This is a genomic window from Streptomyces sp. NPDC012508, from assembly GCF_042902595.1.
GTDB lineage: Bacteria > Actinomycetota > Actinomycetes > Streptomycetales > Streptomycetaceae > Streptomyces.
The window spans coordinates 333,917-350,641 of sequence record NZ_JBIBEO010000003.1 but is presented as its reverse complement, the minus strand read 5'-3'; the positions used below and the strand labels follow the sequence as shown (position 1 = coordinate 350,641).

At 72.6% G+C, this 16,725-nt stretch carries 16 protein-coding genes; 6 read left to right on the top strand and 10 right to left on the bottom strand.

Features of this window, described 5'->3' with window-relative positions; all coding sequences use genetic code 11:
- Positions 1–37 precede the first annotated feature (37 nt).
- Entirely contained in the window at positions 38–733 is a 696-nt protein-coding gene (locus ACFY8U_RS12025) for a polysaccharide deacetylase family protein (RefSeq protein ID WP_389568895.1), read from the top strand.
- Positions 734–811: 78 nt separating this feature from the next.
- Here the strand turns inward: ACFY8U_RS12025 and ACFY8U_RS12020 are convergent, their stop codons facing one another.
- Positions 812–1,996 (bottom strand): glutathionylspermidine synthase family protein, encoded by a 1,185-nt coding sequence (locus ACFY8U_RS12020; RefSeq protein WP_361596500.1) that lies wholly within the window; start codon positions 1,994–1,996, stop codon positions 812–814.
- A 16-nt stretch (positions 1,997–2,012) separates the two neighbouring features.
- On the bottom strand, positions 2,013–2,300 hold the full coding sequence (locus ACFY8U_RS12015; protein ID WP_389568892.1) for a hypothetical protein: 288 nt from the start codon (positions 2,298–2,300) through the stop codon (positions 2,013–2,015).
- 90 nt (positions 2,301–2,390) lie between these two features.
- Between ACFY8U_RS12015 and ACFY8U_RS12010 the strand changes: the two genes are divergently transcribed.
- Positions 2,391–3,224 carry a hypothetical protein gene (locus ACFY8U_RS12010; RefSeq protein WP_389569709.1) on the top strand — a complete coding sequence of 278 codons (834 nt, stop codon included), beginning with the start codon at positions 2,391–2,393 and terminating at the stop codon, positions 3,222–3,224.
- 523 nt (positions 3,225–3,747) lie between these two features.
- Here ACFY8U_RS12010 and ACFY8U_RS12005 read toward each other — a convergent pair.
- A complete protein-coding gene (locus ACFY8U_RS12005) occupies positions 3,748–5,160 on the bottom strand; it encodes a PLP-dependent aminotransferase family protein (RefSeq protein ID WP_389568889.1) in 1,413 nt (470 codons plus the stop codon).
- Positions 5,161–5,207: 47 nt separating this feature from the next.
- Between ACFY8U_RS12005 and ACFY8U_RS12000 the strand changes: the two genes are divergently transcribed.
- Positions 5,208–5,720 carry a carboxymuconolactone decarboxylase family protein gene (locus tag ACFY8U_RS12000; RefSeq protein ID WP_361596491.1) on the top strand — a complete coding sequence of 171 codons (513 nt, stop codon included), beginning with the start codon at positions 5,208–5,210 and terminating at the stop codon, positions 5,718–5,720.
- Positions 5,717–6,454, top strand: a complete 738-nt coding sequence (locus tag ACFY8U_RS11995; protein WP_389568885.1) for an isocitrate lyase/phosphoenolpyruvate mutase family protein — start codon at positions 5,717–5,719, stop codon at positions 6,452–6,454. Before ACFY8U_RS12000 ends, ACFY8U_RS11995 begins: the two co-directional genes overlap by 4 nt.
- A 130-nt stretch (positions 6,455–6,584) precedes the next feature.
- Here ACFY8U_RS11995 and ACFY8U_RS11990 read toward each other — a convergent pair whose 3' ends face one another.
- The 4 genes from ACFY8U_RS11990 to ACFY8U_RS11975 all read right to left on the bottom strand — a co-directional run bounded on the left by ACFY8U_RS11990 (position 6,585) and on the right by ACFY8U_RS11975 (position 10,712).
- Positions 6,585–7,574, bottom strand: coding sequence for a malate dehydrogenase (locus ACFY8U_RS11990; protein WP_361596485.1), 990 nt, complete (start codon positions 7,572–7,574; stop codon positions 6,585–6,587).
- Positions 7,575–7,759: 185 nt separating this feature from the next.
- Complete coding sequence (locus ACFY8U_RS11985; RefSeq protein ID WP_389568882.1) at positions 7,760–8,770, bottom strand: DUF2690 domain-containing protein; 1,011 nt, start codon at positions 8,768–8,770, stop codon at positions 7,760–7,762.
- A gap of 260 nt (positions 8,771–9,030) precedes the next feature.
- Positions 9,031–9,639 carry a DUF3017 domain-containing protein gene (locus ACFY8U_RS11980; protein ID WP_389568879.1) on the bottom strand — a complete coding sequence of 203 codons (609 nt, stop codon included), beginning with the start codon at positions 9,637–9,639 and terminating at the stop codon, positions 9,031–9,033.
- Positions 9,640–9,851: 212 nt separating this feature from the next.
- The gene (locus ACFY8U_RS11975; protein ID WP_361596476.1) at positions 9,852–10,712 is read right to left on the bottom strand and encodes a bifunctional methylenetetrahydrofolate dehydrogenase/methenyltetrahydrofolate cyclohydrolase; all 861 of its coding nucleotides are present in this window, start codon (positions 10,710–10,712) and stop codon (positions 9,852–9,854) included.
- Between the two features lie 255 nt (positions 10,713–10,967).
- Here ACFY8U_RS11975 and ACFY8U_RS11970 point away from each other — a divergent pair, with 255 nt between their 5' ends.
- On the top strand, positions 10,968–11,555 hold the full coding sequence (locus ACFY8U_RS11970; protein WP_361596473.1) for a hypothetical protein: 588 nt from the start codon (positions 10,968–10,970) through the stop codon (positions 11,553–11,555).
- A 62-nt stretch (positions 11,556–11,617) separates the two neighbouring features.
- On the opposite strand, the gene ACFY8U_RS11965 is transcribed toward ACFY8U_RS11970, so the two are convergent.
- From ACFY8U_RS11965 to purN, 3 genes are all read right to left on the bottom strand, one after another.
- Positions 11,618–13,069 carry a DUF2079 domain-containing protein gene (locus ACFY8U_RS11965; RefSeq protein ID WP_389568876.1) on the bottom strand — a complete coding sequence of 484 codons (1,452 nt, stop codon included), beginning with the start codon at positions 13,067–13,069 and terminating at the stop codon, positions 11,618–11,620.
- A gap of 373 nt (positions 13,070–13,442) precedes the next feature.
- Positions 13,443–15,011, bottom strand: coding sequence for a bifunctional phosphoribosylaminoimidazolecarboxamide formyltransferase/IMP cyclohydrolase (purH, locus tag ACFY8U_RS11960; protein WP_361442679.1), 1,569 nt, complete (start codon positions 15,009–15,011; stop codon positions 13,443–13,445).
- A complete protein-coding gene (gene purN / locus ACFY8U_RS11955; protein ID WP_361667738.1) occupies positions 15,008–15,622 on the bottom strand; it encodes a phosphoribosylglycinamide formyltransferase in 615 nt (204 codons plus the stop codon). Before purN ends, purH begins: the two co-directional genes overlap by 4 nt.
- Before the next feature lie 314 nt (positions 15,623–15,936).
- On the opposite strand from purN, the gene ACFY8U_RS11950 reads away from it, so the two are divergent.
- Entirely contained in the window at positions 15,937–16,695 is a 759-nt protein-coding gene (locus ACFY8U_RS11950; RefSeq protein WP_389568873.1) for a hypothetical protein, read from the top strand.
- Positions 16,696–16,725 lie beyond the last annotated feature (30 nt).

The window sequence follows — 16,725 nt, the reverse complement described above, 5'->3', positions numbered from 1 at the left end:
ATTGACAGCACAGTTGGTCTAGGCCAATGATGCGGCCATGCCGAGACCCCGCCCCCGCCGCGCGCTGCGTGGCGCCGTCGCCGCCCTCGTCCCGCTCGCGCTGCTCGGCGCGTTCGGGGGCCCGGCGCACGCCGCCCCCGCGGCGGCCTGGCCCGAGCCCGTCCCCGTCGTCTCCCGTGTCGCGACCACCGACCCGGTCGTCTTCATCACCATCGACGACGGCTGGTTCCACGACCCGGCCGCCGCGAAGGTCCTCATCGACCGCCGCGTGCCCGCCTCGCTCTTCCTGCTCCCGGGCGCCTACTCGTACGACTCCGGCTACTTCCACACCCTGCTCGACCAGGGCCGCTCCCGCGTCGAGAACCACACCGTCAACCACCCGGACCTGACAACGCTCGACGCGGCCGGCCAGAAGGCGGAGCTCTGCGGGGCGCGCGAGCGGCATCTCGCCGAGTTCGGCGACGGCCCGCGTCTGCTGCGCCCGCCCTACGGGACGTACGACGAGACGACCCGTACCACCGCCCGCGCCTGCGGGGCGAAGGCTGTGGTGACCTGGACGTACGACCTCACCACCTGGGGGCAGTGGAGCCCGCCGACGCCGACGCTCCAGGCCGGCGACATCATCCTGCTGCACTTCAACGAGACCCTGGAGCAGGACCTGACGCGCGCCCTGGCCGCCGCCGAGGCCGCCGGCCTGAAGCCTGCGCCGCTCAGGGAGTACGTACCGGAGTAGCGGCCCAGGGAGCGGCGGTGGCGGTGGCGGTGGCGGTGGCGGTGGCGGTGGCGGTGGCGGTGGCGGTGGCGGTGGCGGTCAGAGGATGACGTGCGGCAGGAAGCGGGCGTACTCGTCCGTGATCAGGCCCGCGGACTCCCGGATGCCGAGCCCCGCCGCCTCGTCCTCGACGACCCAGGCGCCGAGCACGACACGGTTGCCCTCGAAGTCGGGGAGCGGGGCCAACGCCTGGTAGCAACAGGGTTCGTCACGTACGACGGCCGCCGCGCCCGGTTCGTGGACCGTGACGCCCGCGCCCTCGCGGCCCAGGAGCGGCTTGGCGACGTAGCCGCCGGTCGCGGCGAGTTCGCGCGGGCCGTCGAGATACGCCGGCAGCAGGTTCGGGTGGCCCGGGTAGAGCTCCCAGAGGATCGCGAGGAGGGCCTTGTTGGAGAGCAGCATCTTCCAGGCGGGCTCGATCCAGCAGGTCGTGCCCGTGCCGCCGCCGTTGTCGAGGGTGTCCAGGACGTACGGGCCGAAGCGGTCGGTGGTCAGCCACTCCCACGGGTAGAGCTTGAAGCAGCTGCGGATGAACCGCAGCCGGTCGTCCACGAACCGCCCCGACAACCGGTCCCAGCCGATCTGTTCGACCGACAGCGCCTCCGTGTCGAGCCCGGCCTGCTGGGCGGTCTCGCGCAGATACGCGACCGTCATCAGGTCCTCGCCGAGCTCGTCGCCGTCGGAGTGGACGAAGTGCACCGGGCTGCCCGGCGGCAGCAGCTTCGCCTGGCGCCTCCAGGCGTCGACGAGCCGCTCGTGGAGCGAGTTCCACTGGTCGGCGCCGGGGAAGCGCTCCTCCATCCAGAACCACTGCGGGCTCGCGGCCTCGACCAGCGAGGTCGGCGTGTCGGCGTTGTACTCCAGCATCTTGGCCGGACCCGTACCGTCGTAGCGGAGATCGAACCGGCCGTAGAGCGACGGCAGTTCGGCCCGGCGACGCCAGGACTCGGCGACGAGCGCGACGAGCCGCGGATCGGTGAGACCGAGATCGGCGAAACGATCCTTCTCGACGATGTGCGCGGCCGCCGCGAGACACATCGCGTGCAGCTCCTCGACGACCTCCTCCAGGGCCTCGACCTCGGGCAGCGTGAAGGAGTAGTACGCGCTCTCGTCCCAGTACGGGCGCAGGGCGCCGTCGGGGTAGCGGGTCAGGGGGTAGACGAGCCCCTGCTCCTCCACCGTCTGCTGCCACCCGGGCCGGGGGTCGATCGTGTGCCGCCGCATGTCGCAGTCTCTCCGCTCAACCGCCGCTGGAACCGGAGCAGCCGAAGCCTCCGGTGTCGACGGCCTTCTTGTCGAAGCTGCCGCCGCTGACGCGGTTGTCGCTGACGCTGCCGCCGTAGTAGTACGAGCCGCGGGCCGTGGTGCCGCCGCTGCCGCTTCCGCTCTCGCACTCGTAGCTCGGCAGCTTCTCGCGGGTCAGCGGGTCGACACACCGCTTGTCGGGCTCGGAGCCGCAGGACGTGATCGTCGCCGCGAGCACCCCCATACCTCCGAGCACGACCGTGCTCGACCTCAGCCTGCGCATGAAACAGCCTCCCCATCCCGTGGTCGCGACCGCACAGTTTAGGCCGGTGGCCGAGCGCCCCCGCACTAGAGTCCATTCGTGCTCTTTGGGATGATCTGCGCTCTGGGTTCCTCGGTCTGCTTCGGCATGGCATCGGTGTTGCAGGCGCTCGGCGCGCGGGCGGCGACGCCCGGGACGGGCGCCGGAGTCGATGTGGCCCTGCAAATGCGGGTGATGCGGCAATGGCGATATCTGGCCGGGCTCTCCCTTGACGGGATCGGCTTCGGGCTCCAGGTCGTCGCCCTGCTGACCCTGCCGATCTACGTGGTGGGGGCGGCGCTCGCCGCGAGTCTGGCGGTCACGGCGGTGGCCGCCTCCTGGCTGCTCAAGGTCCGGCTGCACCGGATGGAGTGGGCGGCGGTGTCCGTGGTGTGCGTGGGGCTCGCGATGCTCGCCCTCGCCTCGGGCGCCGAGGGCGAGCAGAGCTCGTCGGAAGCGCTGCGGTGGGCGATGCTGGCGGCGGCCTTCTCGGTGCTTGCGCTCGGCGCGGCCGCCGGGCGGCTGCCCGGCCGACCGCGGGCGCTGGCGCTCGGACTCTGCGCCGGCTTCGGCTTCGGGGTGGTGGAGGTGGCGGTCCGGCTGATCGACAGCTGGGACCTCGCGAACCCGGCCGTGTACGCACTGCTCCTGGGCGGCGGGTCGGCGTACGTCCTGCTGACGTCCGCGCTCCAGCGGGGGTCGGTGACGACGGCGACGGCCGGCGCGGTCCTCGGCGAAACGATCGGCCCGGCGCTGGTGGGCGTGATCTGGCTGGGTGACCGGACGCGGGAGGGGTACGCGTGGCTGGCGATCCTGGGCTTCACGGTCGCGGTGGCGGCGGCGCTGGTCCTGGCGCGCTTCGGAGAACCGCCGACCCCGGAGCCCAACGAGAACCCTGCGCTATGAACACCCCCTGCGCCGCGCGCCCCGACCTCCGTGTCGCACGACGCCCTTTGCAGGACCTCTGCCCCCGGGCCCCGAGCCCCGGGGCCCCTGCCCGACGCCGCCCACCCCGTTGTGGGCAACTGTTCCGCTGGGGCGTGGGGGTCCCCCCGGACGGAGTCTGGGGGAGGGTGGGCACAACGGACGGCGCCCTAGCAGGCGCCTCTGCCTCTTGGGCCCGGCAGGCCCAGGGTCCTGAGGCGTGGACGTGCCTCGTGGTGCGGGGGTGCTCGGAGCGGACGCGCCCGCAGGGGCGCTGTCTCGTGTGCCCACCCTCCCCCAGACTCCGTCCGGGGGGGGACCCCCACGCCCCAGCGGGGCGATTGCCCACACGCAGGTGGGGTGGGGTGCGGGCGCCTGCCCGCGCGGGGGCGCACGGTCGCGGCGCGGTGCCCCCCACGGGACTGGGTCGCGGCGTGGCTGCCCGCACCGGGGCGCCCGGCCGCGCGAGGGTGACCTCGGCCGGGCGCGGGCATCCGGGCCGCGGTCATGGCAGGACGCGGCACAACGCCGACAGCGTGCCCGACCACGCGCTGTCCGGCGGTGTCGCGTAACCGACCACCAGGCCGTCCTGCGTCCGCGGAACGTCCGGGTGGCGGAAGTGGTTGAGGCCGCGGAGCGCGAGGCCCTGCCACGCCGCCGAGCGCAGAACCTCCTGCTCCTGGCCCGGCGGGAGTCGCAGGACCGCGTGGAGCCCCGCCGCGATCCCGCTCACCCGCGTCCCCGGGGAGTGCTCGGCCACCGCCGCCACCAGCTCGTCCCGGCGCCGCCGGTACCGCAGCCGCATCGCCCGTACATGACGGTCGTACGCCCCCGAGCCCAGGAACTCCGCGAACGTCAGCTGGTCCAACGAGCTGGACACCCAGTCCACATGGCCCTTCGCCGCGACCACCTCGTCCACCAGGTCCTCCGGCAGCACCATCCACGCCAGCCGCAGACCGGGCGCGAGGGACTTGCTGGAGGTGCCCAGATAGACCACGCGCTCGGGGTCGAGGCCCTGGAGCGCGCCCACGGGCTGGCGGTCGTAACGGAACTCCCCGTCGTAGTCGTCCTCCAGGACCAGCCCGCCCGAAGCCCGCGCCCAGTCGACCGCCGCCGCCCGACGGTCGGGGTGCAGCGCCCCGCCGATCGGGAACTGGTGGGCGGCCGTCATCAGCACCGCCCCCACGCCCTTCATCCCGGGCAGCCCCTCGGTCCGGGTGCCGAGTTCGTCGAAGGGCAGGGCGGGCAGCCGCAGCCCTTCGCGGGTCAGCAGCTCCCAGTGCACGTCGAGTCCGTACGACTCGACCGCCACCTCCCACACCTTCCGCGCCCGCAGCACCTGAGCCATCAGCATCAGCCCGTGCACGAACCCCGAGCAGATCACGATCCGTTCGGGCCGCGCGTGCACACCCCGCGCCCGCGCGAGGTACTCGGCGAGCACCGTGCGCAGTTCGATCCGGCCGCGCGGATCGCCGTACCCGAAGGCCTCGTTCGGCGCGGCCGTCAGGGCGCGCCGGGAGGCCTTGAGCCATTCGGCGCGCGGGAAGGACGCGAGGTCGGGGCTGCCCGGCTTCAGGTCGTACGCCGGCCGTACGGCGCCCGGCCGGGCCGCCGCCGGGCGGCGGACTCCGGACGTGACCGGTCGGCGCGGCACGGCCCGCCGGGCGACCCGGGTCCCGGATCCCTGCCGTGCGGTCAGCCAGCCCTCGGCGACCAGCTCGGCGTAGGCGTCGGCGACGGTGTTGCGCGCGATCCCCAGATCCGCGGCGAGCGAGCGGGAGGAGGGCAGCCGCACGCCCGCCTTCAGACGCCCGCTGCGCACCGCCTCCCGCAGCGCGTCCATCAGCCCCGTACGCAGGCCGGGTCCGCGCAGGTCCAGATGGAGGTCGACCCCGAGAGTGGCCCAGTCTTCTGCCATGTAAATGGACCATACTCCTGCGCCATCACGCTCGTACGGTGAGAGGCATGACCACGACGACGCAGGACCTCGCGAAGATCGCCCACGCCGAAGAGCACGCCCCCCGCCTCAACCTCGCCGAGCGGGTTCCGGAGTTCTACCGGGCGATGCTGCGGCTCGAACAGGCCGCGGCGAAGGACGTCGACCCCACCCTCTACGAGCTGATCAAGATCCGGGCCTCGCAGATCAACCACTGCGCGTTCTGCCTCGACATGCACACCAAGGACGCGCTCGCGGCCGGCGAGTCGGTCGAGCGGATCGTCCAGCTGTCCGCCTGGGAGGAGTCGCGGCACTTCTACACCGAGCGCGAACTCGCCGCCCTCGCCCTGACCGAGGCCGTCACCGTCCTCACCGACGGCTTCGTCCCCGACGAGGTGTACGCGCGTGCCGCCGCCCACTTCGACGAGACGGAGCTCGCCCAGGTCATCGGCGCCATCACCGTGATCAACGCCTGGAACCGGATCGCCGTCACCACCCGCATGACCCCCGGCCACTACACCCCCGGGCAGTACGCGAAGTGACCCCCGAGGCGGCCGTGGGCACACTGCGCGCCCTGCACGCCGGGCGGGCAGGCGGAGCGCCGTTGATCGTCCCTGGGCCGTGGGACGCGGCCTCCGCCCGGGTCTTCGAGGAGGCCGGATTCCCGACGCTCGCCACGCCGAGCGCCGGGATCGCGGCCGCCCTCGGGTACGAGGACGGCGCGACCCCGGCCGAGGAGATGTTCGCGGCCGTGGCGAGGATCGTCCGGGCCGTCTCCGTACCGGTCACGGCCGATCTGGAGGACGGATACGGTCTGCCGCCCAAGGAGCTCGTGGAGCGGGCGCTGGAGACGGGCGCGGCCGGGGTGAATCTGGAGGACAGCGACCGGTCGAGCGGGCTGAAGGACCCCCGGGAGCAGGCCGACCGGCTGGCGGAGGTACGGGCGGAGGCCGGGCCGCTGCTCTTCGTCAACGCGCGCGTGGACACGTACGTGCGCGGTGTGGACGACGTGGCCGACACGATCGAGCGGGCGCGGCTCTATGCGGCGGCCGGCGCGGACTGCGTCTATCCGATCATGGCGCCCGCGGCGCATCTTCCGCTGCTGCGCGCCGGGATCGACAGTCCGGTCAATGCCCTCGCCCTGCCCGACGGACCGTCGTCCGCCGAACTGGGGCGACTGGGCGCGACCCGGATCACGTTCGGGCACGGGCTGTTGCTGCGGACGCTGAAGGGCGTCGCGGGGCTGGCCGGAGAACTGGCGGCGGAACTCCCGTAGTTCCGCTCCGAACGAGACGACCGCCCCCGGCCGAGCAGGCCGGGGGCGGTCGTCGATGCGTCAGTGCGCCGATGTGCCGGTGCGTCAGCGCGTCAGTGCGTCAGTGCGCCGGGCGCGACCCGCGGTGGTCTCAGATGAGGCCGAGCTCGCGGACGGCGTCGCGCTCCTCCGCCAGCTCCTGCACCGAGGCGTCGATGCGGGCGCGGGAGAACTCGTTGATGTCCAGGCCCTGGACGATCTCGTACTTGCCGTCCTTGCAGGTGACGGGGAACGAGGAGATCAGGCCCTCCGGGACGCCGTAGGAGCCGTCCGACGGGATGCCCATGGAGGTCCAGTCGCCCGCGGCGGTGCCGTTGACCCAGGTGTGGACGTGGTCGATGGCGGCGTTGGCGGCCGAGGCGGCCGAGGACGCGCCACGGGCCTCGATGATCGCGGCGCCGCGCTTGGCGACGGTCGGGATGAAGGTGTCGGCCAGCCACTGCTCGTCGTCGACGACCTCGGCGGCGTTCTTGCCGGCGATCTCCGCGTGGAAGATGTCCGGGTACTGGGTCGCCGAGTGGTTGCCCCAGATGGTGAGGCGCTTGATGTCCTCGACGGACGCGCCGGTCTTGGCGGCCAGCTGCGAGAGCGCGCGGTTGTGGTCCAGGCGGGTCATCGCGGTGAAGCGCTCGGCCGGGACGTCCGGGGCCGCCGCCTGGGCGATCAGGGCGTTGGTGTTGGCCGGGTTGCCGACGACGAGGACCTTGATGTCGTCCGCGGCGTGGTCGTTGATGGCCTTGCCCTGCGGCTTGAAGATGCCGCCGTTGGCGGCGAGCAGGTCGCCGCGCTCCATGCCCTTGGTACGCGGGCGGGCGCCTACGAGCAGGGCCACGTTCGCGCCCTCGAAGCCCTGGCTCGGGTCGTCGAAGATGTCGATGCCCTTGAGCAGCGGGAAGGCGCAGTCGTCGAGCTCCATGGCGGTGCCCTCGGCGGCCTTGACGCCCTGCGGGATCTCGAGGAGGCGCAGCTTGACCGGCACGTCCGCGCCGAGCAGGTGGCCGGAGGCGATGCGGAAGAGCAGCGCGTAGCCGATCTGGCCGGCCGCGCCGGTGACGGTGACATTCACGGGAGTGCGGGTCATGGCGATCTCCGTAAGACAGCTGGCGGTGGGGGTCCCTGCCCCTGGTGTCGGATTCTCTTGATCGACGATCGATCGGTCGACCCGATGTCTCGACGTGAAGAGATATCCAGCGGTCAGGCTATCCGACCCGGGACCCGCTCAACCCCCACCCCCTTGTGGTCCGGCTCACTGCCACCCGACCGGGGTCAGCGGCCGCCGGTGCACACCCGCGCGCCGCTCGTCCGCGTCACGCACGCGGTCGCGTCCGCCGTGTTCGTGACGGCGACCATCGGGCTGTACGCGTCGGGGTCGGCGCCCACGGTGGTGCCCTGGCTCGCGCCGGCGCCCGTACCGGCGGTGATGCTCAGGGTGTCGCCGGGGGCGGCCCCGGTGACACGGACCCAGGCGGCACCGCAGGTCCCGCTGTGCCGCACCTCGAGCAGTCCTGCGGCGCCGACCGGGGTCCGGGAGACGGTGGTGGCGAACGTGCCGCCGCACCCCATGGCCTCCGGGTCCTGGCCGGTGCAGCCGGCGCCGGTGCACTTCACTCCCGCGGGGAGCGTCGCACGCGGCGTGGTGGCGCCGGCGGAGGGGTTCGCGGTCGTGCCGCCGCGGCCGTCGGTGCCGCCGTTGCCGGTTCTGCCGAGGTCGGTGAGGAGGACGGCGGCGGCGATGACGAGCAGCGCGCCGAGGATCCCGGTGAGGAGCAGGACTGCGCGGCGGCGGGGCGGTGGGGAGGCGGGCGGCGGCTCGTCCCCCGGTCTCGCGGGGGCGGTGGTACGGCGCGGTGATACGGAGCCCGTACCGGCGGCCGTACTGGCGCCCGTACCCGCACCGTGTCCACCGCCCCCGCTGCTGCCGCTGGTCTCCGTCGAGACGTTCGTGCCGTGGGCGGAACGGGCTTGCGAGAGGCGCTGGGCCTCCGCGGCTGGGTCGCGACGGTCCTCGGTACGGCTCCAGGCGCGCTCGGCCTGCTCCCGCATCGCGGTGAGTCGGCCGCTGTCGGCGCCGGTCACCTCGGCGAGCGCGACGACGGCGCCGCGGGGCGCGAGGAGACGTCCGTCGAGATACCGCTCCCAGGCGGCCCTGCTGTGGCCGGTGCGGTCGGCGACGGCGGCGACGCTGAGCCCGCTGCGGTCGACGAGGCGTCGCAACTGGCTGACGAACTCACCTACGCGCGGGTCGAGTTCACCGGGCGGCGCCTTGCCGCGAGCCATGTGCGGTTCCCCCTCGTCACCCCTGACGACCCCCGGAAGATGCTCCGGCCAGGATGACAGCTCCGGGGCAGGGGCGCAGGGGTGCGTACGTGACGAGCGCGCGCCCCCGGAGCGTGACGGAGTAGCGGAATGGTCACTTCCGTGCCACAGGGCACGGGCGGCGCTTGAACCGCATTGGCGCGTACATGATCCTCGAAGAGGAACGGCGCCCGTCCTCCCTCGGGGGAGAGGACGGGCGCCGTTTCCGCAAGCCGTGCGGCCTAGGTGATCGTCAGATGGAGGATGTCCTCCAGGAACGGGATCTTCAGCCAGGGGTCCGGCTGCACCATGAGCGCGAGCAGCACGATGAGCCCGCCCATGACGCCGTACGTCACCATGTCGGTGAACCGCGACCGTACGGCGAGCATGCCCACCGACGGCAGCGCGCGCCGCAGCGCCGCGCCGGCGAGCAGCGCGACGCCGACGAGGACCGTCCCGACGCGGAACGACTGCGGGAAGAGATCCGTACCGACGACCAGCAGCCCCAGCGCGGCGAGCCCGAGCACGGTCAGCAGCGGCCACTGGCGCGCGGGCGCCGAGGCCCCGCCGGCCGCGGCCCGCCCGCCGCCTTCGGGCCGTGCGGTGTCGGTGGTCAGCGCCGGAGGCCGCCGCGACCGCCCGGCGGCGTCACCGGACGCCTCCGTACCGGCTTCGGCCCCGGACCCCACCGTGGCCACCGACTCGGCCCCGGACTCGCCGGAGATGGCGGAGTCGCCGGAGGTGGTGGAGCCGCCCTGCACCGCAGCGTCCGTGGCCTCCGCGGCGTGCGGCACCCCGCCCAGGCCCTCGGCGCCCAGGCCCTCGGCGCCCGAAGCACCCGAGGTGTCCAAGGCTCCCGACGCGCCCAAGGCGCCCGCGGCAGCCGAGCCGCCCGAAACGCCCGGCCTGCCCGGGGCGGTCGCAGCGCCCGAGCCGGTCGAAGCTCGCGACCTGCCCGAGGCAGCCGCAGCGCCCGAAGCGCCCTGAGCACCCGACGCGCCCCGGGCGTCCGAGGCGTCCGAGGCGTCCGAGGTGTCGTCCCCCGTCACGCGCGATGTCATCGTCAGAGCGCCTCGGCCGCGCGCTCCGCGGCCTCGACGACGTTGACGAGCAGCTGTGCGCGAGTCATCGGGCCCACACCGCCCGGGTTCGGGGAGATCCAGGCCGCGACCTCGTTCACCCCCGGGTCCACGTCGCCGACGATCTTGCCCTCGCCGTTGCGCGAGACGCCGACGTCCAGCACGGCCGCGCCCGGCTTCACGTCCTCCGGCTTGATCAGGTGCGGCACGCCGGCCGCCGCGATGATGATGTCCGCGCGCCGCAGGTGCGCCGCCAGGTCGCGCGTCCCGGTGTGGCACTGCGTGACCGTCGCGTTCTCCGAGCGCCGCGTGAGCAGCAGCGGCATCGGGCGGCCGATGGTGACACCACGGCCGACGACCACGACCTCCGCGCCCTTGATCTCCACGCCGTGACCGCGCAGCAGCGTGATGATGCCGTTGGGGGTGCATGGCAGCGGCGCCGGCTCGTTCAGTACGAGACGGCCCAGGTTCATCGGGTGCAGACCGTCGGCGTCCTTGGCCGGGTCCATCAGCTCCAGGACGCGGTTCTCGTCGATGCCCTTGGGCAGCGGGAGCTGCACGATGTAGCCGGTGCACTCGGGGTCCTCGTTGAGCTCCCGTACGACGGCCTCGATCTCCTCCTGCGTGGCCGTCGCGGGCAGTTCACGCTGGATCGAGGCGATGCCGACCTGCGCGCAGTCGCGGTGCTTGCCCGCGACGTACTTCTGGCTGCCTGCGTCGTCGCCGACCAGGATCGTGCCGAGGCCGGGCGTGACGCCCTTCTCCTTCAGGACCGCCACGCGGGCGGTCAGATCGGACTTGATCGCGGCTGCGGTGGCCTTGCCATCGAGAATCTGGGCGCTCATGGGCCCATCCTCCCGGATGACCCCTCGCTTGTTCCAATTCGCGTCCGCGCGGACCACACGGACCGCGCGGAACCGGAAGGAAAAGTTGCACTCGCACAACGCCCGTGCGAACCGACTGGACAAAAAGTCGACGCTACGACGACGATGTCCGCGAACTGCCGCGGGCAGTGCCGGGGGGCAAATCGCTCATAAGTGTGAAAGCTCCTCCGTCGCGGGCCGCGTCGTCCCCGCACAGACCAACGGAGGAATCCCGCGATGAGCTTCGGCGAACCGAACAACCCCTACGGCCAGCCGCAGGGTCAGCAGCCGGGGTACGGCTACCCCCAGCAGCAGGGCCAGCAGCCCGGCTACGGCTACCCCCAGGCTCCCCCGGTCCAGCAGCCGTACGGCGGCGGCGGTTACCAGGGCATGGTCACGGAGATGCCGGGCGGTGTGAAGGCGGCCCGTGTGATGCTCTTCGTCATCGGCGGTCTCCAGATCCTCGGCGCCATCTTCGCCGCGCTCGCCGCGGTCGGCGTCAGCGCCGCCAAGGACGACCCGGCGCTCAAGGACGACGTCCAGTTCCAGCAGGTGGCCGACTGGTCGGTGGGCGCCGTCTGGGGCGTGACCGTGCTGATCCTCGCCTGGGGTGTCCTCGCGATCGTGCTCGGTGCCAAGTTCGGCAGCGGCGGCAATGGTGTGCGCGTCACGGCCCTGGTCTTCGGCATCATCACCGCGATCCTCGGCATCTACCCCTTCGTGATCATCGGTCTGGCCCACACCGTGATGGCCATTCTCGTCGCGGTCTTCGTCGGCAAGGGTGACGGCTCGGCCTGGTTCAACCGTCAGCGCGCTCAGTACTGATCACGCGCCAGCTACACCGAAGGGGCCCGGTTCCGCACGGAACCGGGCCCCTTCGGCGCGTCTCAGCTCCGCTTGAGCACCACGAACTGTCCCGACCGCGCCGACACCTCGTACCGCGCCTCCGGGTGCAGCTGGGACGCCAGCTGCACCGGGTCCGTCACCGGCTGGGACCAGCCCGAGGCGAGGTCGAGGGCCAGGTAGTCCGGGCTGACGCCCTTCGCCCCGCCCACCCAGTAGACCTTGCGGTCCGCGGTGAGGTGGGCCATGAGCGTCACGTTCGTCTCCACACTCGCCCCCTCCGGCACCGCGTCGACCGCCTGCCGGGCCTCCAGCGTCCGGGCGTCCGTGCGGTACGTCTCCGAGCGCAGCAGCTCGCGGAGCGGCAGGTCCAGGGCGATCACGATCGCGATCGCCGTGACGACCGGGACGGCGACCTTGCCGTACGCCACGAGCCACGCGCGCGGGGAGGTCCGGACGGCGCGGACGGCGTCGACGAGGGCGAGGAAGACGATCGGCATCAGGATGGCGCTGTAGTGCCAGGGCATCCCCCAGTGGTTCGGGTCCTGGGAGAGGAAACGCCAGCCGAGCGTCGGCAGCACGAGGAGCATCAGCGGGGAGCGCAGGGCCAGGAAGCCGGTGACGCCTGCGAGGAAGAAGATCATCTCCCACTTCACGCCGGAGCCGAGCGAGCCCAGCAGCACCTGGACGAAGGAGACGTCGGCGCCCTCGCTCGACTTCTCGATCTTCGCCCAGTAGTCGTACTGGCCGACCCGGCTCGCCGCCGGGATGAGGACCAGCACCGTCAGGGCGAAGAAGGCGGCGCCGAAGGCGGCCAGTGAGGCGCCGAGACGCTTCTGCCCCTTGAGGAAGAGGACGGCGCCGACCATCGCGACGGTGAGCCCCATGTCCTCCTTGACCAGGACCAGGGGCGCGGCCCAGGCGGCGGCCGCCGTCCAGCGCCCGAGGAGCAGGGCGCGGCAGGTCAGGGCGAGCAGCGGGACGGCGAAGGCGATCTCGTGGAAGTCGGACTTGACCGCTTCCTGGAGGCCCCAGGACAGGCCGTAGGCGACGGTGAGCCCGAGTCCGGCGGCGCGGCTGCCGAGCACCTGGTGGGCGGTGCGGCCGACGACGACGGCGGAGGCGGCGAAGAGCGCGGCCTGGGCGAAGAGGAGGGCCAGCGGGGAGGACCAGATCCAGTACAGGGGCGCGAGCAGCGCCGTCACGGGACTGAAGTGGTCCCCGAGTATGAGGAAGCCGGGGCCCTTGATGTCGACGATCGGCGCCCGGAACTCGGCGTAGGCCCGTACGGACTGGTTGAAGATCCCGAGGTCCCAGGAGGGCGTACGGAAGTGCGTGTACTGGACCCAGGAGTAGAGGAAGTAGAGCGCGCACAGCACGACCGCCACCAGGGCGTACGGGCGTATGGGCGCCTCGCCGAGCCCGCGCTCCGGCGGCTCGGCGCGGCCGGTCTCCGGGGCGGAGGTCTCCACCGCCCCGCTCTGTACATCCAACACCGCGCCCCCACCTACCAGCCGCCGACAAAAGAGCAACCCATTAGACCAGAGCGCTCCGGCCCGCCCCACGGCCCGACGGCGTTCCGCGCTCGTCCACCGGCCCTCTGCCGGACCACCGGCTGCGACGGACGGGGTCGGCGCACACGGACGGACGGCCCGGGTCGGCGCACACGGACGAACGGCCCGGGCCGGGCCGGCGCACACGGACGGACGGCCCGGGTCGGCGCACACGGACGAACGGCCGGGGTCGGGCCCGTACGGACGGACGGCCCGGGTCGGCGCACACGGACGAACGGCCGGGGTCGGGCCCGTACGGACGGACGGCCCTCCGGTACAGGGCGTACCGGCGGGCCGTCCGTCGTATCCGTTCGGATCAGTGGAAGAAGTGGCGCGTGCCCGTGAAGTACATCGTCACGCCCGCCTTCTTCGCCGCCTCGACGACCTGCTCGTCCCGCACCGAGCCGCCCGGCTGCACGACCGCCTTCACGCCCGCCGCCGTGAGGATCTCCAGCCCGTCCGGGAAGGGGAAGAACGCGTCCGAGGCCGCGTACGAGCCCCGCGCCCGCTCCTCGCCCGCCCGCTCGACCGCGAGCTTCGCGGAGTCGACGCGGTTGACCTGGCCCATGCCGACGCCGACCGAGGCGCCGTCCTTCGCCAGCAGGATCGCGTTGGACTTGACCGCGCGGCACGCCTTCCAGGCGAACGCGAGCTCGGTCAGCTCCTCCGCGGACAGCGCGTCACCCGCCGCCAGCGTCCAGTTCGCCGGGTCGTCGCCCTCGGCCTGGAAGAGGTCGAGGTGCTGGACGACCGCGCCACCCGAGATGGGCTTGATGTCGTCGATCATCGCGGCCGGGAAGCCGTCGACCTTCAGGACCCGGATGTTCTTCTTGCGGGCCAGGATCTCGACCGCGCCGTCCTCGAAGTCCGGGGCGGCGATGACCTCGGTGAAGATCTCCGCGACCTGCTCGGCCATGGCCACCGACACCGGACGGTTCACGGCGATGACGCCGCCGAAGGCCGACAGCGGGTCGCACGCGTGCGCCTTGCGGTGCGCCTCCGCGACGTCCTCGCCGAGCGCGATGCCGCACGGGTTGGCGTGCTTGATGATCGCGACACAGGGCTCGTCGTGGTCGAAGGCGGCACGCCGGGCCGCCTCGGTGTCCACGTAGTTGTTGAAGGACATCTCCTTGCCGTGCAGCTGCTCGGCGTTGGCCAGCCCGCCGCGCAGACCGTCGGTGTAGAGCGCGGCGCTCTGGTGCGGGTTCTCGCCGTAGCGCAGGGACGACTTGCGCTCCCACGTCTTGCCGAGGAACTCAGGCAGCTCCGCGTCCTCGTCGGCCGCGTAGCTGTCGGTGAACCAGGAGGCGACCGCCACGTCGTACGCGGCGGTGTGCTGGAAGGCCTCGGCCGCCAGGCGCTTGCGCGTGGTCAGGTCGAAGCCGCCGTCCTTGGCCGCCGCGAGGACGTCGGCGTACCGGGCCGGGCTGGTGACGACCGCCACGGACGGGTGGTTCTTGGCGGCGGCGCGGACCATCGACGGGCCGCCGATGTCGATCTGCTCGACGCACTCGTCCGGGGTGGCGCCGGAGGCCACGGTCTCCTTGAACGGGTACAGGTTGACGATCACCAGGTCGAAGGGCTCCACGCCCAGCTCGGCGAGCTGGTTGCGGTGGTCCTCCAGGCGCAGGTCGGCCAGGATGCCGGCGTGCACGCGCGGGTGGAGGGTCTTGACCCGGCCGTCCAGGCACTCGGGGAAGCCGGTGAGCTCCTCGACCTTGGTGACCGGGACACCGGCGGCGGCGATCTTCGAGGCGGTGGAGCCGGTGGAGACGAGGGCGACACCCGCCTCGTGCAGGCCGCGAGCCAGCTCCTCAAGGCCGGTCTTGTCGTAGACGCTGACGAGTGCGCGGCGGATGGGGCGCTTCGTACCTTCGGCGGTCACGGGATTGTTACCTTTCGTCCCTCAATGCGGTAGCCGTGCCGGGCCAGACGCCCCACGACCTCGACGAGCAGCGAACGCTCGACTTCCTTGATGCGCTCATGGAGAGCGGCTTCATCGTCCTCGTCCCGGACCTCGACCACGCCTTGGGCGATGATCGGACCGGTGTCGACGCCGTCGTCGACGAAGTGGACGGTGCATCCGGTGACCTTCGCGCCGTACGCGAGTGCGTCCCGCACTCCATGGGCACCGGGAAAACTGGGCAGCAGGGCCGGGTGGGTGTTGACGACCCGGCCGCCGAAGCGGGCGAGGAACTCCTTGCCGACGATCTTCATGAAGCCGGCGGAGACGACGAGGTCGGGCTCGTACGCCGCGGTGGCCTCGGCCAGGGCGCGGTCCCACTCCTCGCGGGTCGCGTGGTCCTTCACCTTGCACACGAAGGTGGGCAGTCCGGCACGCTCGGCCCGCTCCAGGCCGGCGATGTGGTCGCGGTCGGCGCCGACGGCGACGATCTCTGCGCCGTACCCCTCGGGGTCGGCGGCGATGGCGTCGAGCAGCGCCTGAAGGTTGGTGCCGGAGCCGGAGACCAGGACGACGAGGCGGGCGGCGGCCACTGGGTCACTCTTTCCGTGGTGTTTGTACGGTCGCACGAACGAATCGTGCCTCTGGATACGGGGAACCCTACGAAGGGCCCGACCGTCAGCAACGATACCGGCACACGGGAAGGCCCCCACGGGACGGGGGCGTGGCCGGGGGGTAGCGTCGGGGTTCGACGACAGTTCGGCCCGTGGTCGACCCTTGGTGGAAAGAGCAGTTGAGCACGTGGCCGAGCCGGTGGTTGGGCCAGTGGCCGAGCCAGTAGTGGAAACGGCAGTTGAGACAGCAGTTGAGACAGCAGTTGAGACGACAGAGGGAAGACGTTCAGCAGATGCCGGAACGCCAGTCCACGGACGACAACAACCCGTTCGCGCCGCCGCCCGAGGGGCAGCCGGACCAGCCGTGGCAGCCGCGGCGGCCGGAGGGCTCGGACGACGACACGTCGTCCGGGTCGTCCGGATCCTCCGACGGCTCCGACCGCTCCGGGGCCCCGGGCCGCTGGAGCAGCCGCCAGCCCGGCCGCTCCTCCGACGGCTTCGGCCGCCGCCCGGAGCGCCCCGGCGGCCCCGACGGCCAGGGCCAGGGGCCGGGCCCCAGGTGGGACCCCACGGACCCGACGCAGCGGCGGGCGCGGTACGCGCTGCTCGCGGGCATGTGGGCGTTCTTCTTCGCCATCTTCGAGATCCAGGAGCTGGCGCTGCTGCTCGGCGCGCTCGGCATGTACTGGTCGATCAGCGCGCTGCGGTCCAAGCCGAAGGCCCAGGCCCAGGCTCAGACGCAGGGGCAGGCTCCGGGGCAGGCGCCGGGTCAGGTCCCTGCCCCGCCGCAGCCCCTGTCCGCGAGCGGCCCGCAGCCGCCCGCCCAGCCGGGAGGCACGCGGGTCGCGGCCCGCGCCCAGCGCACGGCGGCCGTCAGCGGACTGGTCGCCGCGGTCCTGTCGCTGCTGATCGTCGCGGGCGGCTTCACCCTGCAGATGGTCTACCGCGACTTCTACACCTGCCGCGACGACGCTCTGACCAGGTCGGGCCAGCTGGCCTGCAACGACCTGCTGCCGGAACCGCTGCGGGAGCCGTTCGGCGTACCGAAGTAGGCACGGGAGGGCCAGTAGGCCCGGGCGGCC